This window comes from Rhodococcus sp. NPDC057529, assembly GCF_042802055.1.
Classification (GTDB): domain Bacteria; phylum Actinomycetota; class Actinomycetes; order Mycobacteriales; family Mycobacteriaceae; genus Rhodococcus_F.
The window spans coordinates 163,680-189,517 of record NZ_JBHVEY010000010.1 but is presented as its reverse complement, the minus strand read 5'-3'; the positions used below and the strand labels follow the sequence as shown (position 1 = coordinate 189,517).

Annotated in this window: 40 protein-coding genes; 6 read left to right on the top strand and 34 right to left on the bottom strand. The window is 65.5% G+C overall.

Translation table 11 applies throughout. The features are described 5' to 3' along the window. Positions 1 to 56: 56 nt before the first annotated feature. On the bottom strand, positions 57 to 1,547 hold the full coding sequence (eccB, locus tag ACFU5V_RS21350; protein ID WP_378701699.1) for a type VII secretion protein EccB: 1,491 nt from the start codon (positions 1,545 to 1,547) through the stop codon (positions 57 to 59). A 113-nt stretch (positions 1,548 to 1,660) separates the two neighbouring features. On the opposite strand from eccB, the gene eccE reads away from it, so the two are divergent. Then, positions 1,661 to 3,310, top strand: a complete 1,650-nt coding sequence (gene eccE / locus ACFU5V_RS21345) for a type VII secretion protein EccE (protein WP_378701697.1) — start codon at positions 1,661 to 1,663, stop codon at positions 3,308 to 3,310. On the opposite strand, the gene ACFU5V_RS21340 is transcribed toward eccE, so the two are convergent. The 9 genes from ACFU5V_RS21340 to infA form a co-directional block, all read right to left on the bottom strand. Further along, on the bottom strand, positions 3,307 to 3,873 hold the full coding sequence (locus ACFU5V_RS21340) for an NADPH-dependent FMN reductase (protein WP_378435570.1): 567 nt from the start codon (positions 3,871 to 3,873) through the stop codon (positions 3,307 to 3,309). The genes eccE and ACFU5V_RS21340 overlap by 4 nt on opposite strands. A 49-nt stretch (positions 3,874 to 3,922) precedes the next feature. Next, positions 3,923 to 4,816: a tRNA pseudouridine(38-40) synthase TruA gene (gene truA / locus ACFU5V_RS21335; protein ID WP_378701695.1), complete on the bottom strand. Its 894-nt coding sequence runs from the start codon at positions 4,814 to 4,816 to the stop codon at positions 3,923 to 3,925. 5 nt (positions 4,817 to 4,821) lie between these two features. Next, positions 4,822 to 5,418: a 50S ribosomal protein L17 gene (rplQ, locus tag ACFU5V_RS21330; RefSeq protein WP_378435566.1), complete on the bottom strand. Its 597-nt coding sequence runs from the start codon at positions 5,416 to 5,418 to the stop codon at positions 4,822 to 4,824. Positions 5,419 to 5,445: 27 nt separating this feature from the next. Beyond that, positions 5,446 to 6,507, bottom strand: coding sequence for a DNA-directed RNA polymerase subunit alpha (locus ACFU5V_RS21325; protein ID WP_005239684.1), 1,062 nt, complete (start codon positions 6,505 to 6,507; stop codon positions 5,446 to 5,448). 116 nt (positions 6,508 to 6,623) lie between these two features. Continuing rightward, a complete protein-coding gene (rpsD, locus tag ACFU5V_RS21320) occupies positions 6,624 to 7,229 on the bottom strand; it encodes a 30S ribosomal protein S4 (protein ID WP_005253863.1) in 606 nt (201 codons plus the stop codon). A 22-nt stretch (positions 7,230 to 7,251) separates the two neighbouring features. After that, positions 7,252 to 7,665 carry a 30S ribosomal protein S11 gene (gene rpsK, locus ACFU5V_RS21315; RefSeq protein ID WP_005239680.1) on the bottom strand — a complete coding sequence of 138 codons (414 nt, stop codon included), beginning with the start codon at positions 7,663 to 7,665 and terminating at the stop codon, positions 7,252 to 7,254. Then, positions 7,665 to 8,039 (bottom strand): 30S ribosomal protein S13, encoded by a 375-nt coding sequence (gene rpsM, locus ACFU5V_RS21310; protein WP_005239677.1) that lies wholly within the window; start codon positions 8,037 to 8,039, stop codon positions 7,665 to 7,667. The genes rpsK and rpsM overlap by 1 nt, the downstream gene beginning before the upstream one ends. Positions 8,040 to 8,260: 221 nt before the next feature. Continuing rightward, positions 8,261 to 8,374: a 50S ribosomal protein L36 gene (gene rpmJ, locus ACFU5V_RS21305; protein ID WP_003938068.1), complete on the bottom strand. Its 114-nt coding sequence runs from the start codon at positions 8,372 to 8,374 to the stop codon at positions 8,261 to 8,263. Between the two features lie 87 nt (positions 8,375 to 8,461). Next, on the bottom strand, positions 8,462 to 8,683 hold the full coding sequence (gene infA, locus ACFU5V_RS21300) for a translation initiation factor IF-1 (protein WP_003418601.1): 222 nt from the start codon (positions 8,681 to 8,683) through the stop codon (positions 8,462 to 8,464). Positions 8,684 to 8,947: 264 nt separating this feature from the next. Here infA and dtd point away from each other — a divergent pair, with 264 nt between their 5' ends. Next, on the top strand, positions 8,948 to 9,385 hold the full coding sequence (gene dtd / locus ACFU5V_RS21295; RefSeq protein WP_072945822.1) for a D-aminoacyl-tRNA deacylase: 438 nt from the start codon (positions 8,948 to 8,950) through the stop codon (positions 9,383 to 9,385). 21 nt (positions 9,386 to 9,406) lie between these two features. On the opposite strand, the gene map is transcribed toward dtd, so the two are convergent. The 24 genes from map to rpsJ all read right to left on the bottom strand — a co-directional run bounded on the left by map (position 9,407) and on the right by rpsJ (position 21,977). Next, positions 9,407 to 10,204 (bottom strand): type I methionyl aminopeptidase, encoded by a 798-nt coding sequence (gene map / locus ACFU5V_RS21290; protein ID WP_378441461.1) that lies wholly within the window; start codon positions 10,202 to 10,204, stop codon positions 9,407 to 9,409. After that, complete coding sequence (locus ACFU5V_RS21285) at positions 10,204 to 10,749, bottom strand: adenylate kinase (protein ID WP_072945707.1); 546 nt, start codon at positions 10,747 to 10,749, stop codon at positions 10,204 to 10,206. The genes map and ACFU5V_RS21285 overlap by 1 nt, the downstream gene beginning before the upstream one ends. Further along, positions 10,746 to 12,059, bottom strand: a complete 1,314-nt coding sequence (secY, locus tag ACFU5V_RS21280; protein WP_378441464.1) for a preprotein translocase subunit SecY — start codon at positions 12,057 to 12,059, stop codon at positions 10,746 to 10,748. The genes ACFU5V_RS21285 and secY overlap by 4 nt, the downstream gene beginning before the upstream one ends. Positions 12,060 to 12,250: 191 nt before the next feature. Beyond that, the gene (rplO, locus tag ACFU5V_RS21275) at positions 12,251 to 12,691 is read right to left on the bottom strand and encodes a 50S ribosomal protein L15 (RefSeq protein ID WP_378442315.1); all 441 of its coding nucleotides are present in this window, start codon (positions 12,689 to 12,691) and stop codon (positions 12,251 to 12,253) included. A 2-nt stretch (positions 12,692 to 12,693) separates the two neighbouring features. Continuing rightward, complete coding sequence (gene rpmD, locus ACFU5V_RS21270; protein ID WP_005253859.1) at positions 12,694 to 12,873, bottom strand: 50S ribosomal protein L30; 180 nt, start codon at positions 12,871 to 12,873, stop codon at positions 12,694 to 12,696. Next, a complete protein-coding gene (gene rpsE, locus ACFU5V_RS21265) occupies positions 12,873 to 13,529 on the bottom strand; it encodes a 30S ribosomal protein S5 (RefSeq protein ID WP_005253858.1) in 657 nt (218 codons plus the stop codon). The genes rpmD and rpsE overlap by 1 nt, the downstream gene beginning before the upstream one ends. A gap of 37 nt (positions 13,530 to 13,566) precedes the next feature. Continuing rightward, positions 13,567 to 13,974, bottom strand: coding sequence for a 50S ribosomal protein L18 (gene rplR / locus ACFU5V_RS21260; RefSeq protein ID WP_015889921.1), 408 nt, complete (start codon positions 13,972 to 13,974; stop codon positions 13,567 to 13,569). A 1-nt stretch (position 13,975) separates the two neighbouring features. Further along, on the bottom strand, positions 13,976 to 14,515 hold the full coding sequence (gene rplF / locus ACFU5V_RS21255) for a 50S ribosomal protein L6 (protein ID WP_276135822.1): 540 nt from the start codon (positions 14,513 to 14,515) through the stop codon (positions 13,976 to 13,978). A gap of 14 nt (positions 14,516 to 14,529) precedes the next feature. Continuing rightward, positions 14,530 to 14,928: a 30S ribosomal protein S8 gene (rpsH, locus tag ACFU5V_RS21250; RefSeq protein ID WP_005239657.1), complete on the bottom strand. Its 399-nt coding sequence runs from the start codon at positions 14,926 to 14,928 to the stop codon at positions 14,530 to 14,532. Between the two features lie 152 nt (positions 14,929 to 15,080). Continuing rightward, complete coding sequence (locus ACFU5V_RS21245) at positions 15,081 to 15,266, bottom strand: type Z 30S ribosomal protein S14 (RefSeq protein ID WP_005239644.1); 186 nt, start codon at positions 15,264 to 15,266, stop codon at positions 15,081 to 15,083. A 4-nt stretch (positions 15,267 to 15,270) separates the two neighbouring features. Further along, positions 15,271 to 15,837 (bottom strand): 50S ribosomal protein L5, encoded by a 567-nt coding sequence (gene rplE, locus ACFU5V_RS21240; RefSeq protein WP_005239642.1) that lies wholly within the window; start codon positions 15,835 to 15,837, stop codon positions 15,271 to 15,273. A 1-nt stretch (position 15,838) separates the two neighbouring features. Continuing rightward, entirely contained in the window at positions 15,839 to 16,156 is a 318-nt protein-coding gene (rplX, locus tag ACFU5V_RS21235; protein ID WP_005239640.1) for a 50S ribosomal protein L24, read from the bottom strand. Next, positions 16,156 to 16,524 carry a 50S ribosomal protein L14 gene (gene rplN, locus ACFU5V_RS21230; protein ID WP_005239639.1) on the bottom strand — a complete coding sequence of 123 codons (369 nt, stop codon included), beginning with the start codon at positions 16,522 to 16,524 and terminating at the stop codon, positions 16,156 to 16,158. The genes rplX and rplN overlap by 1 nt, the downstream gene beginning before the upstream one ends. A gap of 170 nt (positions 16,525 to 16,694) precedes the next feature. Beyond that, positions 16,695 to 16,976: a 30S ribosomal protein S17 gene (rpsQ, locus tag ACFU5V_RS21225; protein WP_005239638.1), complete on the bottom strand. Its 282-nt coding sequence runs from the start codon at positions 16,974 to 16,976 to the stop codon at positions 16,695 to 16,697. Continuing rightward, a complete protein-coding gene (rpmC, locus tag ACFU5V_RS21220; protein ID WP_005239637.1) occupies positions 16,973 to 17,209 on the bottom strand; it encodes a 50S ribosomal protein L29 in 237 nt (78 codons plus the stop codon). The genes rpsQ and rpmC overlap by 4 nt, the downstream gene beginning before the upstream one ends. Continuing rightward, entirely contained in the window at positions 17,209 to 17,625 is a 417-nt protein-coding gene (gene rplP / locus ACFU5V_RS21215; protein WP_005239636.1) for a 50S ribosomal protein L16, read from the bottom strand. The genes rpmC and rplP overlap by 1 nt, the downstream gene beginning before the upstream one ends. 3 nt (positions 17,626 to 17,628) lie before the next feature. Further along, positions 17,629 to 18,435 (bottom strand): 30S ribosomal protein S3, encoded by an 807-nt coding sequence (rpsC, locus tag ACFU5V_RS21210; RefSeq protein WP_005239635.1) that lies wholly within the window; start codon positions 18,433 to 18,435, stop codon positions 17,629 to 17,631. Beyond that, positions 18,435 to 18,839, bottom strand: a complete 405-nt coding sequence (gene rplV / locus ACFU5V_RS21205) for a 50S ribosomal protein L22 (RefSeq protein ID WP_005239634.1) — start codon at positions 18,837 to 18,839, stop codon at positions 18,435 to 18,437. The genes rpsC and rplV overlap by 1 nt, the downstream gene beginning before the upstream one ends. After that, positions 18,836 to 19,117, bottom strand: a complete 282-nt coding sequence (gene rpsS, locus ACFU5V_RS21200; protein WP_003940820.1) for a 30S ribosomal protein S19 — start codon at positions 19,115 to 19,117, stop codon at positions 18,836 to 18,838. The genes rplV and rpsS overlap by 4 nt, the downstream gene beginning before the upstream one ends. A gap of 13 nt (positions 19,118 to 19,130) precedes the next feature. Further along, positions 19,131 to 19,967, bottom strand: a complete 837-nt coding sequence (rplB, locus tag ACFU5V_RS21195) for a 50S ribosomal protein L2 (protein WP_015889918.1) — start codon at positions 19,965 to 19,967, stop codon at positions 19,131 to 19,133. A gap of 39 nt (positions 19,968 to 20,006) precedes the next feature. After that, complete coding sequence (gene rplW, locus ACFU5V_RS21190; RefSeq protein WP_005239632.1) at positions 20,007 to 20,312, bottom strand: 50S ribosomal protein L23; 306 nt, start codon at positions 20,310 to 20,312, stop codon at positions 20,007 to 20,009. Next, the gene (gene rplD / locus ACFU5V_RS21185) at positions 20,309 to 20,998 is read right to left on the bottom strand and encodes a 50S ribosomal protein L4 (protein ID WP_378429590.1); all 690 of its coding nucleotides are present in this window, start codon (positions 20,996 to 20,998) and stop codon (positions 20,309 to 20,311) included. The genes rplW and rplD overlap by 4 nt, the downstream gene beginning before the upstream one ends. Beyond that, positions 20,995 to 21,651, bottom strand: coding sequence for a 50S ribosomal protein L3 (rplC, locus tag ACFU5V_RS21180; protein ID WP_009479366.1), 657 nt, complete (start codon positions 21,649 to 21,651; stop codon positions 20,995 to 20,997). Before rplC ends, rplD begins: the two co-directional genes overlap by 4 nt. 20 nt (positions 21,652 to 21,671) lie before the next feature. After that, positions 21,672 to 21,977, bottom strand: a complete 306-nt coding sequence (gene rpsJ, locus ACFU5V_RS21175) for a 30S ribosomal protein S10 (RefSeq protein WP_003938093.1) — start codon at positions 21,975 to 21,977, stop codon at positions 21,672 to 21,674. A 464-nt stretch (positions 21,978 to 22,441) separates the two neighbouring features. Here rpsJ and ACFU5V_RS21170 point away from each other — a divergent pair, with 464 nt between their 5' ends. The 4 genes from ACFU5V_RS21170 (at position 22,442) to ACFU5V_RS21155 (ending at position 25,832) form a co-directional block, all read left to right on the top strand. Further along, positions 22,442 to 22,918, top strand: coding sequence for a hotdog fold domain-containing protein (locus ACFU5V_RS21170; RefSeq protein WP_378429589.1), 477 nt, complete (start codon positions 22,442 to 22,444; stop codon positions 22,916 to 22,918). Positions 22,919 to 23,206: 288 nt separating this feature from the next. Beyond that, the gene (locus ACFU5V_RS21165) at positions 23,207 to 24,175 is read left to right on the top strand and encodes an ATP-binding cassette domain-containing protein (RefSeq protein WP_378701690.1); all 969 of its coding nucleotides are present in this window, start codon (positions 23,207 to 23,209) and stop codon (positions 24,173 to 24,175) included. Continuing rightward, a complete protein-coding gene (locus ACFU5V_RS21160) occupies positions 24,172 to 24,987 on the top strand; it encodes an ABC transporter permease (protein ID WP_276135825.1) in 816 nt (271 codons plus the stop codon). The genes ACFU5V_RS21165 and ACFU5V_RS21160 overlap by 4 nt, the downstream gene beginning before the upstream one ends. Beyond that, a complete protein-coding gene (locus ACFU5V_RS21155; protein ID WP_378701688.1) occupies positions 24,984 to 25,832 on the top strand; it encodes an ABC transporter permease in 849 nt (282 codons plus the stop codon). Before ACFU5V_RS21160 ends, ACFU5V_RS21155 begins: the two co-directional genes overlap by 4 nt. Positions 25,833 to 25,838 lie beyond the last annotated feature (6 nt).

The following is a 25,838-nucleotide window of genomic DNA, read 5'->3' as shown; positions in this document are numbered from 1 at the left end:
GCTCCGCGGGGAGGGTGCGGACGCCTGAGCGAGTCCGTGCCCCTCCCCGGGAACTTCTACTTGGATCCTGACGCGACAGCAGCGGGGTCGAGGTCCGGTGCGACACCGTCGTGTGCGACGAGTGCCGACGACTTTCCGAGCGAGGGGCCCTGCGCCAGGAGGCCGAGTATCTGCCAGGGCGCGAGAGGCTGGGCGCCGTCGAGCCCCAACGCCTTGGCCGAGTCCTTGTCTGCGCCCTTGTCCGGGATGCCGAACCGAACTCCCGTGTCCGCGACGAAGAACCAGCTGTCACGTCGCGTGCTCGTGGGCTCGATGCCGGTGGACTGCACGAAACCGCTGGTTCCCGGTTGTACATAAACTGTGTCGGCGTTGTCGCCCGCGCCGTCCGCCTGGGCCAGTTCGACCGCGCGGGCGTCGCCGGGAATCGGGAGGGAACGACCCGCGACCAGCGACAGTCCGGCCGCCGGACCACTCGCGCCGGTCTCGTCCGGTGCACGGAGAGGCGTCCAGGTCAGGCAGCTCACGGGTTTGTCGGAGGCATCGACGATCGTGGGCGCCGACTCGGGGAAACTGTCCACCGCAATCTGTTCCACGGAGGGGATCCGATTGGTGGTGTCCGGAGGGACGCTCGACATCTCCGTGTCGCCGTGCGAGTCCGACAGGAAGATCAGGTTCGCGACGGCCGAGCTGATCTTCTGGATTCCGTCGCGAAGCACCACGTAATGGGTGGTCTCGGAGCCGATCAGCGCGGTGAACACCGATCCCACGACCTTGTCCTGCAGCGGGTACCGGGGACTGCTCCCCGCCCCCGGAATGACGGGAGCCGCGAGTGGCGGCACCTCGGGGATGGCGTTGACAAACCCCTTGCTCACCGGTCGCGGCCGAGCGCCTTCGAGACCGAGCGCGCGGGTGATCGCCGGGTCGTCCAGGTCGACCCGTGCGCGCTTGCCTCCGTAGATCAGGTACGACGCATCGGAAGTCGACGCGAGCAGGGCCTGATCGCCGGCGAGGGTCCCGCCGCCGTCGGGGCCCTCGGTCTCACCGATGACGACCGATGTTGTGACGGAATGATTTCCGTCTGCCGCGATCGAATCACACACGGTCCACGGTGTCTTCGCCGCGGGATCTCCGGCCGGCAGCGCCGACGGCGCGCCGGGGATCCCGACGAGGGCACCCCGCGGGCGAGTATCGAGTTCGGATTCCTTGACGATCACCGGATTCTCGGACTTTCCGACGATGAGCCGGGCGGACGCGAGGTTCAGAACGGGGCGGAGTGTGTCGCCCATGACGACGAACATCGCGCCCGAATCCTTGCCGACGACGATCGACGCGTCGCCGATCTTGTCCTGCGGACGGAACAGCGCCAGCGCGGCGCACCCGGCGAGGCCGAGCGACGCGATCACGACCCCCACCGCGAGTGCGCGCGACTGCGACCGCATGGGGTCGTGCAGCATTCGGACGTCGCGACGCACCAGGGCGTGCTCCATCCGTCTGACCAGAAATCGATACCCGTTGACCTGCCACCGGGTAGTGGGTGTTACAGCCATTGTTCCTCCCCCGTGCTGCACCGCGCTCGGGGGGACACGATACAGTTCGGTCGACAGTCTTCACGGCGGACGGGGTACGGGTCTGCCGGGTTCAGGTATTCGGGGGAGGAACCATGGACCGTTCACGCGTCACGCGCCGGCCGTCGTCTCTTAGGTTTTCGGCGACCGAGGTGGTCATCGCGCAAGTTCTGGGGGTGACCGGCGGGGTCGTGGCCTCGCTGTGCGGGCTGCTCTGGTGGGGCGCCGTCGCACTTGCCGTCGTCCTCGTCGTCGCCTCGCTCGTCCGGGTGGGCGGCTGGTCGAGCCTGGCCTGGGCCCGGACGTATTGGCGGTACTGCACCGAACCCGGCCGGACGGAGTCCCGCACCGTCGGTTTCCAGGCGCCGACCGGTCAGTCCGTCGGGCTCCGCTGGGACGGGGGGAACGTGGTTGCCGTCGTCGAGGTCCTGCCTCCCGCGGGGAGTCTCACCCAGATCACCCGTGACGGCTTTCAGATGACGCACGAACTGCCCGCCGAAGCGCTCGCCGCGTGCCTCGTGCAGCACGACATCTCGTTGACCGGAATCGACATCGTCAGCCATGGCTATCGCGCCGCGGCGGGCACACCCGCGACCGATGTGTACGACAGGCTGGTCGGTCCGCTCCCGGCGACCGCGACCCGGATGGTCTGGCTCACCCTGCGATTCGACGCCACCGAGAGCGTCGCCGCGGTGGCGCGACGAGGCGGTGGCGAGGAAGGCGCTTCCCGCGCGATTACGATCGCGGCCGGCCGTGTCGTGCGCGCCCTCGCCGATTTCGGGTGCCGCGCGCGGATTCTCACCGCTCCGGAGATCGACTCCGCCGCGCTGCAGATCAGCCGCGGCGTCGACCCGAGGACCGTCACTCAGACGTGGAGACAGGCACCGTTGCCCGGAGTGTGCAATACCGGCTACGGTGTCGACCCGCGGTACCTGACGCGTGATCTGCTCGCGAAGCTGTGGGTTCCGTCGAGCCTCGGTACGACCGTGACGATCCGACTCCGTCCCAGCGGGCACGAAGGACAGGTGAAGGTCGGTGCGGCCTGCCGGGTGACCTCCCGGACGATGCCGGATCCGCTCGCGATTCCCGGGCTCGTCTCGATGCAGGGCAGGCACAAGGACGGGCTGCTGTCCAATCTCCCCGTCGCGATGGCGGACCTCGACGACGTGATGCCGTTGACCGACATGTCCGTCGAGGATCTGCGCGGCCTGCAGTTGCCCCCGGCGGGGTGCGGTCAGCTCATCGGCTCCGACGACTACGGCCACGGAATCACCGCTCGCATCGCGGGTCCCGGCGTCGGCATGGTCTATGTGGCGGGCGAACTGTACCTCGCCCAGCAATTGGTGTTCCGTGCCGTCGCGACGGGTGCCCGGGTGCTCATCCACACCGATCGGCCCGACGCGTGGTCGTCGTTGATCGATTCCATCGCCACGCCGGACCGATTGCGCGTCGCGGGTCACGACCCGCAGTCCGACAACAGGTTCAACACGGTGGTGTTCGACGGCGTCGACGCGCTGCCGCCCCGCGCCGGGGTCACGGCGATCTACCTGTACGGGGAGCCGAGTCAGTGGCCCGGCGCCGAACCGGATCTGTCCATCGTCCAGCCGAATGCTCTCGGCGACCGGATTCTTCTGTCGACCGGCGGGACGAGCATCGAACTGATGCTGGTCACGATCTCGTCGGAGACGGCGTTCATCGGACGCCCGCGTGCGGTGGAAGACTACCCGCCCGCCTACCAGTACTAGCCCGGATACGGCGTTCTCTCGCGCTGCAGGCGGACCGCCTCGGCCCACCACACCAGTTGGGCCAGCATGCGGTCGGCGGAGTCGATGGCGGCGCCGTCGGTGGTCTGCCCCTGGTCGTCGAATCTCTTGCGCACCTGGTGGAAGCTCACGCTCTGCCGGACCGACACCATGTGCAGTTCCGCCACCACCTGGCGTAGCTGTTCGGTTGCGCGGAGCCCGCCGGCCAGCCCGCCGTACGACACGAAACCGATGGGCTTCGAACGCCATTCGTGTTTGAGACTGTCGAACGCGGTCTTCAGCGCCGCGGGGTAGCCGTGGTTGTATTCGGAGGTGACGGCCACGAATCCGTCGGCTCGGCCCACCCGCTCGCGGAATTCGTCCGTCACCGGTGACTCGCCGAGATCCTGCGGCAACGGCGTGTCTGCGAGGTCGATGACCCCCACGTCCAGTCCCGGGTACGCGCGCGCACGTTCGGCGAACCAGCCGGCGACGACGGGAGCGATCCGGCCGACCCTGACCGACCCGATGATGATCTCGATCCGGACGGGCTCTACTGCGATCACGAACACGCTCCTTCGTCCCGGGGCAATCCTGGAGGTCGGCGATCAGGCATCAGTCGCCGCAGCAGCCGCCGGGCACGGATCGAACGTCCCGGGTGATCTGGTTGCGTGCCGCCAGATCCGCGTCCTCGGGGTAGTCGACCCGCACCAGGGACAGTCCGTGCGCCGGGGCCACCAGAATTGAACTCGACCGCGACTTCTCCCGGAGGAGACCCTCGATCCAGCCGAGATCGCGTCTGCCCTCCCCCACGGCGAGAACCGCACCGACGAGACTGCGCACCATCGACCAGCAGAACGCGTCGGCGCTGACGAAGGCGGTGAACACGTCGCCGTCGCGGTCCCAGTCGAAACGCTGCAAATCGCGGACCGTGGTCGCGCCTTCTCTGCGTTTGCAGAACGCCGCGAAGTCGTGCAGTCCGAGCAGCATCGCGGACGCCGAGCGCATCAGTTCGAGGTCGAGGACCTTCGGGTACGACACGGTGTCCCTGGCTCGGAGCGGGTCGGCACCGTAGACCGCCGATGTCAGGCGGTACTCGTAGTGCCTCCGCATCGCCGAGAACCGTGCATCGAAATGTTCGGGCGCGAAGGAGATCCGCGTGATCCGCACATCCTTCGGCAGAAACCGCGCGAGCCTGCGGACCAGCCGGGACGGGTCGTCCGGCAGGGCGTCCACCGGAACGTCGACGTGTGCGACCTGACCGATGGCGTGGACGCCGGCGTCGGTGCGCCCCGCCACCGTGAGCTGCAACGGCGTGCGCAGGACGGCGCCGAGCTTCTCCTCGATCTCCCCGCACACGGTGCGCAGGCCGTTCTGGCGGGCCCACCCGGAGAAGTCCGTCCCGTCGTACGCGATGTCCAGGCGCAAGCGACGGGTCTCATACGAAACGGGCCCGCCGTCCCTCGGGGGGACGACGGGCTCGTTCGATTCAGCGTGTGCCGAAACCAAGTGGACTAGTCCTTCTTGGCCTCTTCGGCCGCCGAGGCATCCTTCGCCTCTTCGGCTTCAGCCGCGTCGGCCGCGGTGGCGGACTCGTCCTCGATGGCCTCGACGACGGCGTCAGCGTTCTCGACCTCGGCGTCGGTTGCCTCGGCCTCGACGGCCTCGACGACGTTCTCCTCGGCGGGAGCGGCAGCCGGCGCATCCTTCGACGCCTTCACGCGACGAGCGCGGTCGGCCTCGGAGGTGACGGTCTTCTCCTTGACGAGCTCGATGATCGCCATCGGCGCGTTGTCGCCCTTGCGGGGGACCGTCTTGATGATGCGGGTGTAGCCGCCGTCACGATCGGCGTAGAACGGGCCGATCTCCGCGAACAGGGTGTGCACGACATCCTTGTTGCGGATGACCTTCAGAACCTCGCGACGGTGAGCCAGGGTTCCGGCCTTGGCGTGCGTGACGAGCTTCTCGGCGTACGGGCGCAGGGCCTTGGCCTTGGACTCCGTGGTGGTGATGCGGCCGTGCTCGAAGAGCGCGGTAGCCAGATTGGCGAAGATCGCCTTCTGGTGCGAAGCCGACCCGCCGAAGCGGGCACCCTTCTTGGGCTTGGGCATGATGATCTCCTAGTAAAGGACCGTGAGCTACAGCTGTTCGGTCTCGGCGTAGTCCTCGGTGCCCTCGGCATCACCGAAGGAACCGGCGTCCGTGTCGCTCCACGTTCCGGTAGCGGCGTCGTAGCCGGCAACGGTGGTGGGATCGAAGGACGCGGGGCTGTCCTTGAGGGCCAGGCCGAGCGAATGCAGCTTGACCTTCACCTCGTCGATGGACTTCTGTCCGAAGTTGCGGATGTCGAGCAGATCGGACTCGGTACGGCCGACAAGCTCACCGACGGTGTGAACACCCTCGCGCTTGAGGCAGTTGTAGGAACGAACCGTCAGGTCCAGGTCCTCGATGGGCAGTCCGAACGAAGCGATGTGATCGGCCTCGGCGGGCGAGGGTCCGATCTCGATGCCTTCTGCTTCGACGTTCAGCTCACGGGCCAGGCCGAAGAGCTCAACCAGGGTCTTGCCCGCAGAAGCGAGCGCGTCCCGAGCGGTGATGGAGTTCTTGGTTTCCACATCGAGCACGAGCCGATCGAAGTCGGTGCGCTGCTCGACACGGGTGGCCTCCACCTTGTAGGTGACCTTGAGCACCGGCGAGTAGATCGAGTCGACCGGGATACGGCCGATCTCGGCGCCGGACGCCTTGTTCTGGACGGCGGGGACGTAGCCGCGACCGCGCTCGACGACGAGCTCGATCTCCAGCTTTCCCTTGTCGTTCAGGGTGGCGATGTGCAGATCCGGGTTGTTCACGGTGACGCCGGCCGGGGGCACGATGTCGCCTGCGGTCACAGCGCCGGGGCCCTGCTTGCGGACGTACATGGTGACCGGCTCGTCCTCTTCGGAGCTCACGACGAGACCCTTGAGGTTCAGGATGATGTCGGTGACGTCTTCCTTCACACCGGGAACTGTGGTGAACTCGTGCAGAACGCCGTCGATGCGGATGCTGGTGACAGCAGCGCCGGGAATCGACGAGAGCAGCGTACGGCGGAGCGAATTGCCGAGGGTGTACCCGAAGCCTGGCTCGAGGGGCTCGATGACGAACTTCGAGCGGTTGTCAGCGATGACCTCTTCGGTCAACGTGGGTCGCTGAGAAATGAGCATTGGATTTCCTCCTGTACGGGCGTCCGCTATTTGACGCCCACGATGGGAAAGGCACTTCGTGCCCGTGCGCCTTTCCGGTAGTCGGAACTACCGGAAAGGCGCACGAGCCGTCAGGCCTACTTCGAGTAGTACTCGACGATGAGCTGTTCCTGCAGAGGAACGTCGATCTGCGCACGCTCGGGAAGCTGGTGAACCAGAACCCGGAGGCGTCCACCGACGACCTGCAGCCAACCCGGGATCGGGCGATCGCCCTGGGTCTCGCGCGCAACCTGGAAGGGAAGCGTGGACAGCGACTTCTCCTTGACATCGATGATGTCGTACTGGGAGACGCGGTAGCTGGGGATGTCGACCTTCTTGTTGTTCACGAGAAGGTGACCGTGCGTGACCAGCTGACGGGCCTGGCGGCGGGTGCGAGCCAGTCCGGCGCGGTACACGACGTTGTCGAGACGCGACTCCAGGATGCGGAGCAGGTTCTCACCGGTCTTACCGGGGCGGTTGTTCGCCTCCTTGTAGTACAGGCGGAACTGCTTCTCCATGACGCCGTAGGTGAAGCGAGCCTTCTGCTTCTCCTGCAGCTGGAGCAGGTACTCGCTCTCCTTGATCCGCGCGCGGCCGTGCTGGCCCGGCGGGTAGGGACGACGCTCGAACGCCTGGTCGCCTCCAACGAGGTCGACGCGCAGACGACGCGACTTGCGGGTGATGGGTCCGGTATAACGTGCCATTTTTTTCTACCTATCCTTCCCGCTAGACCCGACGCCGCTTGGGCGGACGGCAGCCGTTGTGCGGCTGGGGGGTGACATCGGAGATGGTGCCGACCTCGAGGCCTGCGGCCTGAAGCGAGCGGATCGCGGTCTCACGGCCGGAGCCGGGGCCCTTGACGAAGACGTCGACCTTCTTGACACCGTGCTCCTGCGCCTTGCGGGCTGCGTTCTCTGCGGCCAGCTGAGCGGCGAACGGGGTCGACTTACGCGAACCCTTGAAGCCGACGTGTCCCGAGGACGCCCAGGAAATCACGTTTCCGGCGGGGTCCGTGATGGACACGATGGTGTTGTTGAACGTGCTCTTGATGTGAGCGGCGCCGTGCGGGACGTTCTTCTTGTCCCTGCGACGCGCCTTCTGGGTCTTCTTCGGACCGGTGCTACGTGACTTGGGGGGCATTACTTCGCCTTCTTCTTGCCTGCAATGGTGCGCTTCGGACCCTTACGGGTGCGGGCGTTGGTCTTGGTGCGCTGACCACGCACGGGCAGACCACGACGGTGGCGCAGGCCCTGGTAGCAGCCGATCTCGATCTTGCGTCGGATGTCGGCCTGGACCTCGCGGCGAAGGTCACCCTCGACCTTCAGCGACTCCTCGATGTACTCGCGGAGCTTGGCCAGATCCTCGTCCGAGAGATCCTTGCTCCGCAGATCCGGGCTGACGCCGGTGGCGTCCAGGATCTCCTTGGAGCGGGTACGGCCGATGCCGTAGATGTAAGTAAGTGCGATCTCCATCCGCTTTTCACGGGGAAGATCGACACCTGCGAGACGTGCCATGTCGGCATTTCCTATCGGTGTGCGGAGGTCTGCTCCCAGTCCATCCCCTGTGCCTCTTCAAACGTCGGCGGTCTCGCGACCGGCAATGCTTCAACTAACTCAGTGGGGCCCCGGCCTCCGTGCCGGGGGTGAACCAGTACCTGCTCGAGAGCCGTGAGTACCGGCTGGTGCTGGGAGGTCATCTTTGCTTGTTGCCAAGCAGATCCTCGAAAAGCGGAGATCTAGCCCTGACGCTGCTTGTGGCGCAGGTTCTCGCAGATCACCATGACCCGGCCGTTACGACGGATCACCTTGCACTTTTCGCAGATCTTCTTGACGCTCGGCTGAACCTTCACGTCTTCTGATCTCCTGTTTTGTGGCAGCCCACTACGCAGATCCGCAGCGGACGTACTTCTCCCCGACCTGGTCGGGCGGGGAAGCTTTTACTTGTACCGGTAAACGATGCGTCCGCGCGACAGGTCGTAGGGCGACAGCTCCACGACAACGCGATCTTCCGGGAGGATGCGAATGTAGTGCTGACGCATCTTTCCGCTGATGTGGGCGAGAACCTTGTGGCCGTTCTCGAGCTCAATGCGGAACATCGCATTGGGCAGCGGCTCGACTACTCGTCCCTCGACCTCGATGGCCCCGTCTTTCTTAGCCATATCCTCCGCGATCCATGTGGTTTGGCGTGCTTATTGCATCTGTTTCCGTTACCGTGGCGCCCAATGGGATCTTCACCGGCCGAAACATGAACAATCCGGATCGAATCCGGCACTGGGCACGCAGACAACCGGCACGCATAGCGCACCGTTGATCCATGTTACGGCAAATTGCTCACCAGGCCAAATGCGGTCCCGGCGGACCTGCCCGCCCGGCGAGAATTCCGCTTCCGAACCCCAGCGGTCACGACTCGAAGGATGGTGTGCGTGCGCGCCCTGGTACAGCGAGTGACGTCCGCGTCGGTCCGGGTCGACGGCGACGAGGTGGGACGGATCACTCCCCCGGCCGGCGGCCATGGGCTGCTCGTCCTGGTCGGCGTCACCCACACGGACGACGCGGCGAAGGCGGCTCTACTCGCGAAGAAGGTGTGGACCATGCGGATCCTGGAGAACGAGCAGTCCGCCGCCGACCTCGACGCCCCGGTGCTCGTCGCCAGTCAGTTCACCCTGATGGCGGACACCCGGCGCGGCAGGCGCCCGTCCTGGTCCGCCGCGGCGCCGAGGCCCGTGGCGGAACCACTGGTGGACGAGTTCACCGGCGCCCTGCGCGAGCTGGGCGCCACCGTCGAGACGGGTGTGTTCGGCGAACACATGGAGATCAGTCTCGTCAACGACGGTCCGGTGACACTGCTGATCGACGTGTAGGCCCACGCCCGCAGGCGCTCGCTACTCCGGACGCAGAGTGAGAATGCGCGGCCCGTCCTCGGTGACCGCGACGGTGTGCTCCCAATGCGCGGCACGAGTGCCGTCCGTGGTGACGACGGTCCAATCATCTTCGAGGACAACGGTATCCGTGGTGCCGAGGGTCAGCATCGGTTCGATCGCCAGAACGGATCCGACCACCAGCTGGGGCCCCTTGCCGGGAGCTCCCTCGTTGGCGAGGAACGGCTCCATGTGCATTTCGCGGCCGATGCCGTGACCGCCGTAGCCGTCGACGATTCCGTACTTGCGGTCGTGCGCGACCTCGGCGGCGCGGGTGCCGAGTTCGATGGCGTGCGAGATGTCGGTGAGCCGGTTGCCGGCCAGCATGGCGGCGATGCCCGCCTCCATCGACAGCCGGGTGGCCTCGCTGAGTTGCTGGTCGGCTTCGATGATGTCGCCGACACCGAAGGTCCACGCGGAGTCGCCGTGCCAGCCGTCGAGAATGGCGCCGCAGTCGATGGAGACGAGGTCTCCCTCGGCCAGAATGTCTTCTGCCGAGGGAATCCCGTGCACCACGCGATCGTTCACGGACGAACAGATCGACCCGCTGAAACCGTGGTAGCCCTTGAACGACGGCACGGCGCCCGCGCCGCGGATGACCGACTCGGCCACCTCGTCGAGTTCGAGCGTGCTCACACCCGGCTTCGCCGCGTCGCGGACCGCGACGAGAGCCGCACCGACGATGGCGCCGGCGGCCGCCATCGCGTCCAGCTCGCCCGCGGTCCGGAACGGAACGACCTTGCGTTTACGCCCGAAGCCCATTACTTGCCCAGAGCTGCCAGTGCGCGAGCATTGACCTCGTCGACCTCACCGAGGGCGTCGACGGTCACCAGCTGCTCCTTGTAGTAATCGAGCAGCGGCGCGGTCTCCTCGCGGTACACCCGGAGCCGGTTGCGGATGACGTCTTCCTTGTCGTCGGCGCGGCCACGGGCCAGCATCCGCTCGACCACGACGTCCTCGTCGACGATGAACGACAGCACTGCATCGAGCTTGGTGTTCAGCTCGGCCAGGATCGCCTCGAGCGCCTGGGCCTGGTCGACGGTCCGGGGGAAACCGTCCAGGAGGAAACCGTTGGCCGCATCCGGCTCGCCGACGCGCGCCTTCACCATGTTGTTGGTGATCTCGCTGGGAACGAGGTCCCCGGCGTCCAGGTACTTCTTCGCCTCGAGGCCGAGAGGGGTGGCCTGGCCGATGTTCGCGCGGAACAGGTCGCCCGTGGAGATGTGCGGGACGCCGAGCTTCTCGGACAGGATCGCGGCCTGGGTGCCCTTGCCTGCACCGGGAGGACCAAGGAGGACAAGTCTCACTTGAGGAACCCTTCGTAGTTACGTTGCATCAATTGACTTTCGATCTGCTTGACGGTGTCCAGGGCGACGCTGACGAGAATCAGCACGGCCGCACCACCGAAGATGCTGCTGGAGGTCTGGCTTCCGGACAGGAAGAAGTGGGGCAGCACCGCGATCAGGCCGAGGTAGATCGAGCCGGGAACGGTGATGCGGTTGAGCACGTAATTCAGGTAGTCCGCGGTCGGGCGACCCGGGCGGATACCGGGGATGAAGCCGCCGAACTTCTTCATCTCGTCTGCGCGCTCTTCCGGATTGAACGTGATCGCGACGTAGAAGAACACGAAGAACACGATCAGCGCGAAGTAGATGACGATGTACACCGGGTTGTTCGGATTCACCAGGTACTCGTTGATGATCCGCTGCCACCAGCTGGGGTCGGTGGACGATGTGGCACCGGTGAGCTGCGCGATGAGGTTCGGCAGGTACAGCAGCGAGGACGCGAAGATGACCGGGATGATGCCGGCCTGGTTGACCTTCAACGGCAGGTACGTCGACGAACCGCCGTACATCTTGCGGCCGACCATGCGCTTGGCGTACTGCACCGGGATGCGCCGCTGACCCTGCTCGACGAAGACCACGCCGGCGATGATGGCGAGCGCCGCGACGCAGATGATCGCGAAGATCAGTCCCCCGCGGCTGTCCAGGATGGCCTTGCCCTCGGACGGCAGGCGGGACGCGATACCCGAGAAGATCAGCAACGACATACCGTTGCCCACGCCGCGCTCGGTGATGACCTCACCGAACCACATGACGAGGGCGGCGCCCGCGGTCATGACGAGCACGATGATCACGAGGCCGAAGATGCTCTTGTCGGCGATGATCTCTTCCTGGCATCCCTGCAGCAACTGGCCGCGCGACGCAAGCGCAACGATGCCGGTGGCCTGGAGGATTGCCAGGGCGATCGACAGATAGCGCGTGTACTGCGTCATCTTCGCCTGGCCGGACTGGCCTTCCTTCCGGAGTTCCTCGAACTTCGGAATGACGACCGTCAACAGTTGGACGATGATGCTGGCCGTGATGTACGGCATGATGCCGATCGCGAAGATCGACAGCTGCAGCAGCGCACCGCCTGAGAACAGGTTGATCAGCGAGTAGATGCCCGCAGAGTCGCCGCCCGACAGCTGATCGACGCACGAGCGGACGTTGCCGTAGTCGACGCCCGGCGACGGGATCACCGCGCCGATGCGATACAGCGCAACGAGACCGAGCGCGATGAGGATCTTCCGCCTCAGGTCCGGGGTCCTGAGGGCCGAGACGAAGGCGGAAAGCAAAGATCCTCCTGGCACGACGGTGGGGAGACGAAGCCGTAAAGCGACTTGTCCGTGAATGAACTCTAGAACTCTAACAGTGGCAACTGAACGCACAGTTGGGAGACCTGCGGCAGCGCCGGCCATACAGCCGCAAATGGCCGCAGTACAGCGCGACGCTGTACTGCGGCCATCTACTGGCTAGCGGTGATCGCTCACAGCTCGGTGGCGGTACCACCGGCAGCAGCGATCTTCTCCTTGGCGGAGCCGGTGAACTTGTCGACCGTCACCTGGACGGCGACAGTCAGGTCGCCGTCGCCGAGAACCTTGACGAGCTGGTTCTTGCGAACGGCACCCTTGGCAACGAGGCCCTCGACCGTGACCTGTCCACCCTCGGGGAACAGACGGGCGATGTCGCCGACGTTGACGACCTGGTACTCGGTGCGGAACGGGTTGGTGAAACCCTTGAGCTTGGGCAGACGCATGTGCAGCGGCATCTGTCCACCCTCGAAGGCGGCGGGCACGTTCTTGCGGGCCTTGGTGCCCTTGGTGCCGCGGCCTGCGGTCTTACCCTTGGAACCTTCACCACGACCGACGCGAGTCTTCTCGGTCTTGGCTCCCGGCGCGGGGCGCAGGTGATGCAGTTTGATGGTCATGGTTAGACCTCCTCAACTGTGACGAGGTGGCGCACCACGTTGATCAGACCGCGGTTCTGGGCATTGTCCTCGCGGACAACCGTCTGACGGATGCCCTTCAAGCCGAGGGTGCGCAGCGAGTTCCGCTGGTTCTGCTTGGTACCGATGGTGCTCTTGATCTGAGTGACCTTGAGTTCGGCCATTACTTCACGCTCCCAGCCTGTGCGCGCGCACGCAGCATGCCGGCGGGGGCAACGTCCTCGAGGGCGAGACCGCGGCGAGCGGCAACTTCCTCGGGGCGCTGCAGGCCCTTGAGCGCAGCAACGGTCGCATGCACAACATTGATGGCGTTGTCGCTACCGAGCGACTTCGACAGAATGTCGTGGATGCCGGCGCATTCCAGCACGGCACGCACCGCGCCACCGGCGATGACACCGGTACCGGGGCTTGCCGGACGCAGCATGACGACGCCCGCTGCGGCCTCACCCTGAACCGGGTGCGTGATAGTGCTGCCGATCATCGGAACGCGGAAGAAGCTCTTGCGAGCCTCCTCGACGCCCTTCTGGATGGCCGCAGGAACTTCCTTGGCCTTGCCGTAGCCGACGCCGACCAGTCCGTTGCCGTCGCCCACGATCACCAGAGCGGTGAAGCTGAAGCGACGACCACCCTTGACGACCTTCGACACGCGGTTGATCGTGACGACGCGCTCGATGTGGTTCGACTTCTCGGCCGACTGTCCGCCGCGACGATCGTCGCGACCGCCACCACGACGGTCGCCGCCGCCGCGGTTGTCCCCCGTGTTGGGGCCATTCTGTCCGGCGGGTCCGCTTCCGCCGTCACGCCTCTGACGTCCCGGCATCAGGCTGTCCTTCCGTTCATGTACTCGGTCTTGGTCATCAGAACTTCAACCCGCCTTCGCGAGCTGCGTCCGCAAGGGCCGCGATGCGACCGTGGTAGCCGTGTCCACCGTGGTCGAACACGACGGTCTCGACACCGGCTGCCTTCGCGCGCTCGGCGATCAGCTGACCGACCTTCGCACTGAGGGCCTTCTTGTCGCCGTCCGCTGCACGCACGTCGGCCTCGGTGGTCGACGCCGCGGCCAGGGTGTGGCCGGCGAGGTCGTCCACGAGCTGGACGTGGATGTGGCGCGAGGACCGGTTGACGACCAAGCGGGGACGCTCGGGCGTGCCGGAGACCTTCTTGCGGAGACGGAAGTGACGACGCACCTTCGACAGGCGACGCTTCGTGGACGCATCCTTGCCGAGCGGAATCCGCTTGGCTTTCTGGTTTGCAGTCTGGCTCATATCACTTACCCGTCTTTCCGACCTTGCGGCGGATCTGCTCACCCTCGTAACGCACGCCCTTGCCCTTGTACGGGTCCGGACGACGGAGACGACGGATGTTGGCCGAGATCTGCCCGACCTTCTGCTTGTCGATGCCCGACACCGAGAACTTGGTGGGCGACTCGACCGCGAAGGTGATGCCTTCCGGAGCCTCGATCGGGACCGGGTGGCTGTAGCCGAGTGCGAACTCGAGGTCCTTGCCCTTGAGAGCGACGCGGTAACCGACGCCGTGAATCTCCATCTTGGTGGTGTAACCGTCGGTGACACCGGTGATGAGGTTCTGAACCAGGGTGCGAGACAGACCGTGCAGCGCGCGGCTGCGACGCTCGTCGTCCGGACGGGTCACGCTGAGCGTGCCGTCGTCGTTCTTCGCAATGGCAATCGGCTCGGAGATCGTCAGGGCCAGCGAGCCCTTGGGACCCTTGACCGTGATGTCCTGGCCGTCGATCGAGACGTCGACGCCGCCGGGGACGGTGACGGGAATCTTTCCAATACGCGACATTGTGGTGGCCTCCCTTACCAGACGTAGGCGAGGACTTCCCCGCCCACTCCTTGATTGGCCGCCTGGCGATCGGTGAGCAGGCCGGTGGACGTGGAAATGATCGCCACGCCGAGGCCGCCCAGAACCTTGGGCAGGTTGGTGGACTTCGCGTACACACGCAGACCGGGCTTGGAGACGCGACGCACGCCGGCAAGGCTGCGCTCACGGCTCGGGCCGTACTTCAGGTCGACGATGAGGGTCTTGCCCACCTCGGCGTCTTCGGTGCGGTAGTCGGCGATGTAACCCTCGCGCTTGAGGATCTCGGCGATGTTCGCCTTGATCTTCGAGTGGGGCAACTTCACCTCATCGTGGTACGCCGTGTTGGCGTTGCGCAGACGCGTCAAGAAGTCTGCGATGGGGTCGGTCATGGTCATGAGGTTGACCTCTACCTTTCTCACAACGGTTCCCTCTGCCGTTGCCGGCGCAGGCCTATCGCGAAGTAGGTCTTACGTTTCCCGGTCCGAGGTTACGAACCGGAAGTCTGTGGGGGTGACGCCGTCGCTGTTGCGGCGACGCCGTCACCGGCTCACCAGGAGCTCTTGTGAACGCCGGGCAGCTCGCCGGCGTGCGCCATCTCACGGACGCAGATTCGGCACAGGCCGAACTTGCGGAACACCGAGTGCGGACGGCCGCAGCGCTGGCAGCGGGTGTAGGCGCGCACCGCGAACTTGGGCTTCTTGTTGGCCTTGTTGACCAATGCCTTCTTAGCCATTAGCTCAGTTCTCCTTGAACGGGAAGCCGAGGTGCTTCAGCAGGGCACGGCCTTCTTCGTTGTTGGTCGCGGTGGTCACCACGGTGATGTCCATGCCGCGCGGGCGGTCGATCTTGTCCACGTCGATCTCGTGGAACATCGACTGCTCGTTCAGGCCGAACGTGTAGTTGCCGTTGCCGTCGAACTGGTTGCCCGACAGGCCGCGGAAGTCCCTGATGCGGGGAAGCGCGACGGACACGAGACGGTCCAGGAACTCCCACATGCGGTCGCCACGCAGCGTGACGCGGGCGCCGATCGGCATTCCCTCGCGGAGCTTGAACTGCGCGATGGACTTGCGGGCCTTGCGGATCTCGGGCTTCTGACCGGTGATCAGAGCGAGGTCGTTGACGGCACCGTTGATCAGCTTGGCGTCGCGCGCGGCGTCACCGACACCCATGTTGACGACGACCTTGACGACGCCGGGGATCTGCATCACGTTGGCGTAGTCGAACTCGGTGTTCAGCGCAGCCTTGATCTCCTCGCGGTAGCGAGTCTTCAGGCGCGGCTGGATCTTGTTCTCAGTGGAGGTCATGTCAGATGTCCTTCCCGTTCTTCCGGGAAATCCGAACGCGCTTGCCGGACTCTTCGTCGGTCCGGTAGCCCACGCGAGTGGGGTTGCCGTCCGAGTCGACGACCGCGACGTTGGAAACGTGGATCGGGGCTTCCTGCGTGACGATGCCGCCGGAGGAAGCTCCGCGCTCGTTCGCGGAAACCGCGGTGTGCTTCTTGATGCGGTTCACGCCTTCGACGAGGACCTTGTTGGTCGCGGGGTAGGCCTGGATGACCTTGCCCTTCGCGCCCTTGTCCTTGCCGGCGATGACCAGCACGGTGTCACCCTTGTGCACCTTCATCACAGCACCTCCGGGGCGAGCGAGACGATCTTCATGAACTTCTTCTCACGCAGCTCACGGCCGACGGGGCCGAAGATGCGGGTGCCACGGGGATCGTTGTCCGGCTTGATGAGGACGGCGGCGTTCTCGTCGAACTTGATGTACGACCCGTCCGGACGGCGACGTTCCTTGGTGGTGCGGACGATGACGGCCTTGACGACCTCGCCCTTCTTGATGTTTCCACCCGGGATGGCGTCCTTGACGGTGGCGACGATGATGTCACCGATCCCGGCGTAGCGGCGAGACGAACCACCGAGAACGCGGATGCAGAGAATCTCCTTGGCACCCGTGTTGTCGGCGACGCGCAGCCGCGACTCCTGCTGAATCACTTACTTCTCCTTGACCTGGACTGTTGCACGGCAGATTTCCGACCCGACGTGCGCGGTCTGCACCCGTGCCCTGCGAGAGGGGCCGCCCGGGTGGGCGGCACAACGGTGGGGTTGCCGTGCGTCTGCCGCAAGGCAACCCCACCATCGTACTGGATGCATTATTCGGTTTCTTACTTGGCCTTCTCGAGGACCTCGACGAGACGCCAGTGCTTGGTCGCGGACAGCGGACGGGTCTCCATCAGCTGCACGCGGTCACCGATGCCTGCGACGCCGTTCTCGTCGTGCGCCTTCACCTTGCTGGTGCGCCGGATGATCTTGCCGTAGAGCGGGTGCTTGACCCGGTCCTCGAGCTCGACCACGATCGTCTTCTCCATCTTGTCGGAGACGACGTATCCGGTGCGGACCTTGCGGCTGCCGCGCTCTTCAGTGCTCACTGCTTTTTCCTCACTCATGCCGCGTCACCTGCGTCCGGACCGACGGCCAGCCCGAGCTCACGCTCACGCAGAACGGTGTAGATACGCGCGATCTCGTGACGGACGGTACGAAGTCGACGGTTGTTGTCCATCTGACCCGTGGCCATCTGGAAACGAAGGTTGAACAGCTCTTCCTTCGACTCACGAAGCCGGGTGACCAGCTCTTCTTCGGTGAGCTCGCGGAGCTCTGCGGCTGGGGTTCCAGTAGCCATCAGAACTGCTCCTCCCTTGTCACGATCCGGCACTTGCACGGGAGCTTGTGCATCGCGCGACGCAGGGCCTCACGAGCGATCTCCTCATTGGGGTAGCTCATTTCGAACATCACGCGACCGGGCTTGACGTTCGCGATCCACCACTCGGGCGAACCCTTACCGGAACCCATGCGGGTTTCGGCCGGCTTCTTGGTGAGGGGGCGATCCGGGAAGATGTTGATCCAGATCTTGCCGCCACGCTTGATGTGCCGGGTCATGGCGATACGAGCGGACTCGATCTGCCGGTTGGTGATGTAGGCGGGCTCGAGAGCCTGGATGCCGTAGTCACCGAAGGTCACCTGGGTTCCACCCTTGGCGGCACCCGAACGGCTCGGATGGTGCTGCTTGCGGTGCTTGACCCGCCGTGGGATCAACATGCGTCAGCCCTCCTTCTGTTCAGTCGTAGCGGGTGCATCGGCGGTGGCGGTCGCTGCGCGGCCGGCCTCGGTGCTGGTCGCGGTGGTGCCGGTGGCGCCGGAGCGACGGGGACGGCTCGGACGCTCACGCCGCGGGCGGTCGCCTGCGGGAGCAGCCACGTTGGCGGCGAGCTCACGCTTGCCACCGACGATGTCGCCCTTGTAGATCCAGACCTTCACGCCGATGCGGCCGAAGGTGGTCTTGGCCTCGTAGAGGCCGTAGTCGATGTCCGCGCGAAGCGTGTGCAGCGGCACGCGGCCTTCGCGGTAGAACTCCGACCGGGACATCTCGGCACCGCCGAGACGACCGGAGCACTGAACGCGGATTCCCTTGACGTTGGGCTGACGCATGGCCGACTGGATGGCCTTGCGCATCGCGCGACGGAAGGCGACACGGTTCGAGAGCTGCTCGGCCACACCCTGTGCGACGAGCTGAGCCTCGGCCTCGGCGTTCTTGACCTCGAGGATGTTCAGCTGGACCTGCTTGCCGGTCAGCTTCTCGAGCTCGGAACGGATGCGATCGGCTTCGGCACCGCGGCGGCCGATGACGATGCCCGGGCGGGCGGTGTGGATGTCGACACGAACACGGTCACGCGTGCGCTCGATCTCGACCTTCGCGATGCCTGCGCGCTCCATGCCGGTGGCGAGGAGCTTACGGATCGCGACGTCTTCCTTGACGTACTCCGCGTACTGCTTGTCTGCGTACCAGCGAGACTTCCAGTCGGTGGTGATGCCGAGGCGGAAGCCGTGCGGGTTGATTTTCTGGCCCACTACTGAGCACTTCCCTTCCGGCGATTACGGGTCGATGTTCCGGTCTTCGGCAGGCTCTCCACGATCACGGTGATGTGACTGGTGCGCTTGCGGATACGGAACGCACGTCCCTGTGCACGCGGCTGGAACCGCTTGAGGGTCGCGCCCTCGTCCACGAACGCCGTGGCGACGACAAGCGTGCTCGGGTCGAGGTCGAGGTTGTTCTCGGCGTTGGCCGCTGCGGAGGCGATCACCTTGGCGACCGGCTCGCTCGCTGCCTGCGGCGCGAACTTCAGGATGTTCAGGGCGTCTTCAACCGAACGCCCGCGGACCAGGTCCACAACGCGACGCGCCTTCATCGGCGTGACGCGCACGTGGCGCGCTACTGCCTTGGCGGTCGGGTTGGCGGTTTCGGTGTTGCTCATCGCCTCTTCGCCTTCCGATCATCCTTGATGTGCCCCTTGAACGTGCGGGTCGGTGCAAACTCTCCGAGCTTGTGTCCGACCATCGAGTCGGAAACGAACACGGGGACGTGCTTGCGGCCGTCGTGAACCGCAAACGTGTGGCCGATGAAGTCCGGAATGATCGTGGAACGACGGGACCAGGTCTTGATGACCTGCTTGGTTCCCTTTTCGTTCTGCACGTCCACCTTCGCGAGGAGGTGGTCATCGACGAACGGGCCCTTCTTGAGGCTGCGTGGCATCCTTCACTCCCTCCTAGCGCTTGTTCTTGCCGGTACGGCGACGACGGACAATGAGCTTGTCGCTCGCCTTGTTCTTGCGGGTGCGGCCCTCGGGCTTGCCCCACGGGCTGACCGGGTGGCGACCACCGGAGGTCTTACCCTCACCACCACCGTGCGGGTGGTCGACCGGGTTCATCACGACACCACGGACGGTCGGGCGCTTGCCCTTCCAGCGCATGCGGCCGGCCTTGCCCCAGTTGATGTTCGACTGTTCGGCGTTGCCGACCTCACCGATCGAGGCGCGGCAGCGAACGTCGACGCGACGGATTTCGCCGGACGGCATACGCAGCGTGGCGTAGGTGCCTTCCTTACCGAGCAGCTGGATGCTGGATCCGGCCGAGCGGGCCATCTTGGCGCCGCCACCCGGGCGGAGTTCCACCGCGTGGATGGTGGTACCCGTCGGGATGTTGCGCAGGGGCAGGTTGTTGCCGGGCTTGATGTCGGCGCCTGCACCGGACTCGACCGGTGCACCCTGGAACAGGCCCTTGGGGGCGATGATGTAGCGCTTCTCGCCGTCCGCGTAGTGCAGCAGGGCGATACGCGCGGTGCGGTTGGGGTCGTACTCGATGTGAGCGACCTTGGCCGGCACGCCGTCCTTGTCGTTGCGACGGAAATCGATCAGCCGGTAGGCGCGCTTGTGTCCGCCACCCTTGTGCCGGGTGGTGATACGACCGTGTGCGTTACGTCCACCGCGTCCGTGGAGCGGGCGAACCAGCGACTTCTCGGGGGTCGACCGAGTGATCTCGGCGAAGTCCGAGACGCTCGAGCCACGACGGCCCGGGGTAGTCGGCTTGTACTTACGGATTGCCATGAGTCTTCTCGTCCTCTATGTCTCGTCAAGTCCCGGCGCTTACGCGACCGGTCCTCCGAAGATCTCGATGGGCTTGCTGTCGGCCGAGAGGGTCACGAGCGCGCGCTTGGTGTCCTTGCGCTTGCCGTAACCGAACCGGGTCCGCTTGCGCTTGCCCTGACGGTTGGCGGTGTTGACGCTGGTCACGGTGACGCCGAAGATCTTCTCGACGGCAATCTTGATCTGCGTCTTGTTCGAGTCCGGGTGCACCAGGAAGGTGTAGGTGCCTTCCTCGATCAGTCCGTAGGACTTCTCGGAGATGACCGGGGCGAGCAGGATGTCGCGGGGATCGGCGATGGTGCTCACTTGCCCTCCTCCTTGTTCTCTTCCTGGGCGGTCTCGGCGGGCCCGTGGATGAACGCGTTGAGCGCCTCGACGCTGAACACGACGTCATCGCTGTTGAGCACGTCGTAGGTGTTGAGCTGGTCGGGTGCGATGGGGTGCACGCCGTCCAGGTTCTGCACGCTCTTCCAGGCCGCGATGTCCGCGCGTCCGACGACGAGCAGGACCTTCTTGCGATCCGAGATCTCGCCGAGGAAGGTGCGGGCGGACTTCGTGGACGGAGTCTGACCGGCGACCAGTTCGGTGATCACGTGGATGCGCTCGTTGCGGGCCCGGTCGGAGAGGGCACCGCGCAGAGCGGCGGCCTTCATCTTCTTGGGGGTCCGCTGGCTGTAGTCGCGCGGCTGCGGGCCGTGGACGGTGCCACCGCCGGCGAACTGCGGCGCACGGGTCGAGCCCTGACGAGCGCGGCCGGTGCCCTTCTGGCGGTACGGCTTCTTGCCACCGCCGCGAACCTCGCCGCGGGTCTTGGTGGCGTGGGTGCCCTGACGTGCAGCGGCGAGCTGCGCGACGACAACCTGGTGGAGAAGCGCGATGTTGGCAGGCGCGTCGAAGATCTCCGCGGGGAGCTCGACGGTGCCGTTGGTCTTGCCGCCGGCGACCTTGACGTCCAGCGTCAGCTTGGTCGTCGATGTCTCGGTGCTGGTCATGCTCGTGCACCACCCTTCACTGCACTCTTGACGATCACGAGGCCACCCTTGCGGCCGGGGATCGCACCCTTGATCAGCAGCAGGCCGTTCTCGGCGTCCACCTTGTGAACGGAGAGGTTCTGCGTCGTGATGCGGTCGCTACCCATGCGGCCGGACATGCGCATGCCCTTGAACACGCGGCCCGGGGTGGCGCAACCACCGATGGAACCGGGGCGACGGTGAACGGCCTGCGCACCGTGCGATGCACCCTGGCCGGCGAAGCCGTGGCGCTTCATGGTTCCGGCGAAGCCCTTACCCTTGCTGGTTCCGGTGACGTCGACGTAGGCGCCGTCCTCGAAGACCTCGGCGGTAAGTTCCTGGCCGACCTCGTACTCCGAGGTGTCGGCAACGCGGAGCTCCACAACGTGGCGGCGCGGGGTGACGCCGGCCTTGGCGAACTGGCCGGAAGTCGGCTTGTTCACCTTGCGCGGGTCGATGGCGCCGAACGCGAGCTGCACGGCGCTGTAGCCGTCACGCTCTTCGGTACGAATCTGGGTCACGACGTTCGGTCCGGCCTTCACGACGGTGACCGGAACGACCCGGTTGTTCTCGTCGAAGACCTGGGTCATGCCGAGCTTGGTGCCCAGGATTCCCTTGATCTTGGTATCAGTCATTGTTTTTGTCTCCGCCGCGCTCACTGAATGTTGACGTCGACGCTGGCCGGAAGGTCGATGCGCATGAGCGCGTCAACCGTCTTGGGCGTCGGGTCGAGGATGTCGATAAGCCGCTTGTGAGTACGCATCTCGAAGTGCTCGCGCGAGTCCTTGTACTTGTGCGGCGAGCGGATGACGCAGTACACGTTCTTTTCGGTCGGCAACGGCACGGGTCCAACGACGCGGGCCCCGGTACGGGTCACCGTCTCGACGATCTTGCGCGCTGACGCGTCGATCGCCTCATGGTCGTAGGCCTTGAGCCTGATGCGGATCTTCTGTCCCGCCACGCTTAGTGTCCTTTTCTTGCCGCGTTTCGTAGTCCCACCCGAGTCGGGCCGAACTACCTCGTCTGCACAGTCCCTTACCTGGGCCGCAACTGTCCGAACGCTAGGCGACCGGGACACACCCGATCCGCTGCCGCTGTTCATCTGTCATGGTTCTCCGGTACACGCGGTCGGGCGTGTCGCCCTCCCACTCATTCTCCGACCCGCAACTTTTCAGCTCTTCGGGCCGGGAACGCGTACCGGATGCACTCGATGCGAGTGCCAGTAGGTACTGCTTCCGTCTTGCATGTGGCCGCGAGCAGGTCATTCGATCTACACCGCGACGTTTCACCCCACCTGTTTCGGGCCGCAAACGATCGCGTCCCAGACAAGGCAACCCGACCAGTATGCCGTACCGGGCAGAAGAGATCAAACCGGGCTCGATCACTCCCGCCGGGCTCAAACTTACTTTCAAGTAAGATCTGGGCATGACACCCTCGAGCCCCACCTACGCCGCATGGCAGAAGCTCCCCGACAACGCGCTCGGACACGCGTTGTTCTCCGTCGGCATGTGCGTCCGCGTCCCCTACTTCGGCTCGGTGCTCCCCCGCGTCGTCGAGATGCGGCCGGGCCGCTGCGAGGTACGGGCGCCGAAGTGGTGGGGCGTCCGCAACCATCTGGGCACGTTCCATGCGATCGCCGCATGCAACCTCGCCGAGGCCGCCATGGGCATGCTGTCCGAGGCGACCGTGCCGTCGACCCACCGGTGGATCCCGAAGTCGATGACCGTCGACTACCTCTCCAAGGCGAACGGGCCGCTGCGCGCCGTCGCGGAATTGACGGAACTGCCGGACTTCGGCGCGATGACCGCGGGCACGGACGTGGTCGTGCCCGTGCGCATCTTCGACCGCCATGGGGCCGAGGTCGTCCACGCCGACATCACGACGTGGGTCACGCCGCGGTAGAGCACGAAAGGCGCATGTCGAAGCTCACATTCGGTCCGGCGGCCGTGGCGGCGACCCGAATTGCCGTGTGGCACTTCCTCGAAGCCGGAACATCGCGGCGCAGCAGGAGCTTCCGGCCGGACGGGATCGGTTGCACCGTGGTCACCGGGGTCGAAGTGGTACAGACGTCCGGCATTTATCGCGGACGTGTCTCGACCCGTTACACACGATTTCCGTCCGTGTTCCGTGGGCCGGGAGGTCTTCGCGGGTCTGCTTTGGTCGCCCTCTTCGCGTGACATACTCGGGGACATGCCAGCACCTGACACCGCCGTTCTTGTCGAGGGAATCGAGAAATCCTTCGGTGACGTAGCAGCGTTGCGGGGTGTCAGCTTCGAGGTGCCCCGCGGCACGGTCCTGGGCATCCTCGGCCCCAACGGCGCAGGGAAGACCACCACCGTCAACGTGCTGTCGACCCTGCTGCGCCCCGATGCGGGCCGCGCGTTCGTCGCCGGACACGACGTGGTCGAGGAGGCTGCCGACGTCCGTCGCAGCATCATGATGACGGGCCAATACGCCGCACTGGACGAGTCGCTGACCGGGCGCGAGAATCTCGTGCTGTTCGGCCGGCTGATGGGCCTGCCCAAGGCGGCCGCGAAATCGCGCGCGCAGGATCTGCTGACGCAGTTCGATCTGCTCGACGCGGGTGACCGGAAGGTGTCCGGGTATTCCGGCGGTATGCGCCGGCGCGTCGACATCGCCTGCGGCCTCGTGATCCGTCCCGAGGTCGTGTTCCTCGACGAGCCGACCACCGGCCTCGACCCCCGCAGCCGCCAGGGCGTGTGGTCGCTCGTGTCCGCGCTCAAGGAGCAGGGCATCACGATCCTGCTGACGACGCAGTACCTCGAGGAGGCCGACCTCCTCAGCGACAACATCGTCGTGATCGACAAGGGCACCGTGATCGCCGAGGGTACGGCGGACGAATTGAAGGCCCGGACCGGCGGAAGCTACTGCGAGGTGGTTCCGGTCAGCCTCGACGACCTGCCGCGTGTCCGTGAGATCCTCACGAACCTGTGCCCGCCCGGCAGGGTCATCGAGGAAGGCACCGACCGGTTGTCGATTCCCGCCGAGCACGGCGCCCAGACCCTCGCCGAGGTGCTGCGCCGACTCGACCTCGCCGGCGTCACCCTCGCCGACATCGCCCTGCGGCGCCCGTCCCTCGACGACGTGTTCCTCTCACTCACCGGCCACGTCCGCGTCGACGACAGCCTGCCGTCGTGACGGCGCCCGCCCAGCTCGGGTTCGAGAGCACCCTCGGCAGCAGGCACCGGCGGCCGCATCCTTCGAGCGTCCAGCAGTGGATTGCGTTGTCCGCACGCAACCTGCACACGATGTGGGTCTTCGGACAGTTCTTCATCGCGGTGCTGGCGCCGTTGATCTTCACCATCGGCTTCTACCTTCCGCTACGCCTGGTCATGAAGTTCCAGGGCATCGACTACGCACAATTCGTCATGCCGATCATCGTCCTGCAGGCCATGGCGTTCACCGCGATCTCGGCAGCGCACCGCGCGGCCACCGAGGCGTCGAACGGCATGAATTCCCGGTTCCAGACGATGCCGGTCAAGGCGGCGGTCCCGCTGACGGCGCGCATGACCGCGTGCCTCGTGCACTCGACGATCTCACTCGTCGCCGCGATCGGTTACGGATACGCGATCGGCTTCCGGTTCTCCGGCGGACTGGGGATGACAGCGGCGTTCTGCGGGCTGGCGATGCTGATCGGGTTCACACTCACGACGGGCGCCGATGCCCTCGGCACCCTCACCCGCAGTCCCGAGGTCACCAGTCAGGCGCTGACGCTCCCTCAGCTGATCCTCGGCATGTTCTCCTCCGGTTTCGTTCCGGTGACACAGTTCCCCGAGTGGGCACAGGGCTTCGTGCGCAATCAGCCCATCTCGCAGTTCTCCTCGTCCATGCGTGCAATGACGGACGGCACGATCACGTTCCACCAGCTGACACCCACTCTGTTGTGGTGCGGCGGGCTGGCGCTGGTCTTCATTCCGTTGTCGATCTGGTCGAATGTGAGGCGCGGATGACCACCGAGTACCGATCCGACACACCGGCGACGGTGACGTTTCCCGAGGTGATCGAACCCCACCCGGAGAACTCACTCACCGCACTGTTCTCGCACAGCCTGCTGCAGACCAAGCGCCTTCTGCTTCGCTGGGCGCGGGACCCGTACACGATGCTGCAGGCGATCGTGTACCCGGCGTTGATGCTGCTGATGTTCTGGGCGGTGCTCGGGATTTCGATCACCAAGGCCACCGGCGTGAACAGTGTCTTCGGGACCGTTCCGATGATCACGCTGGTCGGCGCGATGTTCGGTTCCATCGCCGGCGGTCTGTCGTTGAAGAAGGAGTGGGCGGACGGGCTCCTGAGCCGTTTCTGGGTGCTGCCCGTGCACCGCGCATCGGGACTGCTCAGCCGTCTCATGGCCGAATCCGTGCGGATCGTGCTCACCACCGTGCTGATCATCGCGGTCGGTTTCGCCCTCGGATTCCGTTTCAACCAGGGCATTCTCGCCGGGATCGCACTGATGCTGCTGCCGCTGCTGTTCGGGGTGAGTTTCGCGACGATGGTGACGGCCCTCGCGGTCAACGCGGCGAAGGCGCCGCTCGTCGAACTCCTGTCGCTGCTCTGCACTCTGTTGCTGTTCTTCAACTCCGGATTCGTGCCCACCGGCGCCTACCCCACGTGGCTTCAGCCGTTCGTGGAGAACCAGCCGATGTCCTGCGCGATCGACGCGATGAAGGGACTGTCGATGGGCGGTCCCGTCGCGGAACCTCTGCTGAAGACGATCGCGTGGTCGGTCGGCGGCCTGCTGATCTTCACCTATCCCGCGGTGCGCGGTTACCGCCGGGCCGCGGGCACCCCGGCGTAGCACCGC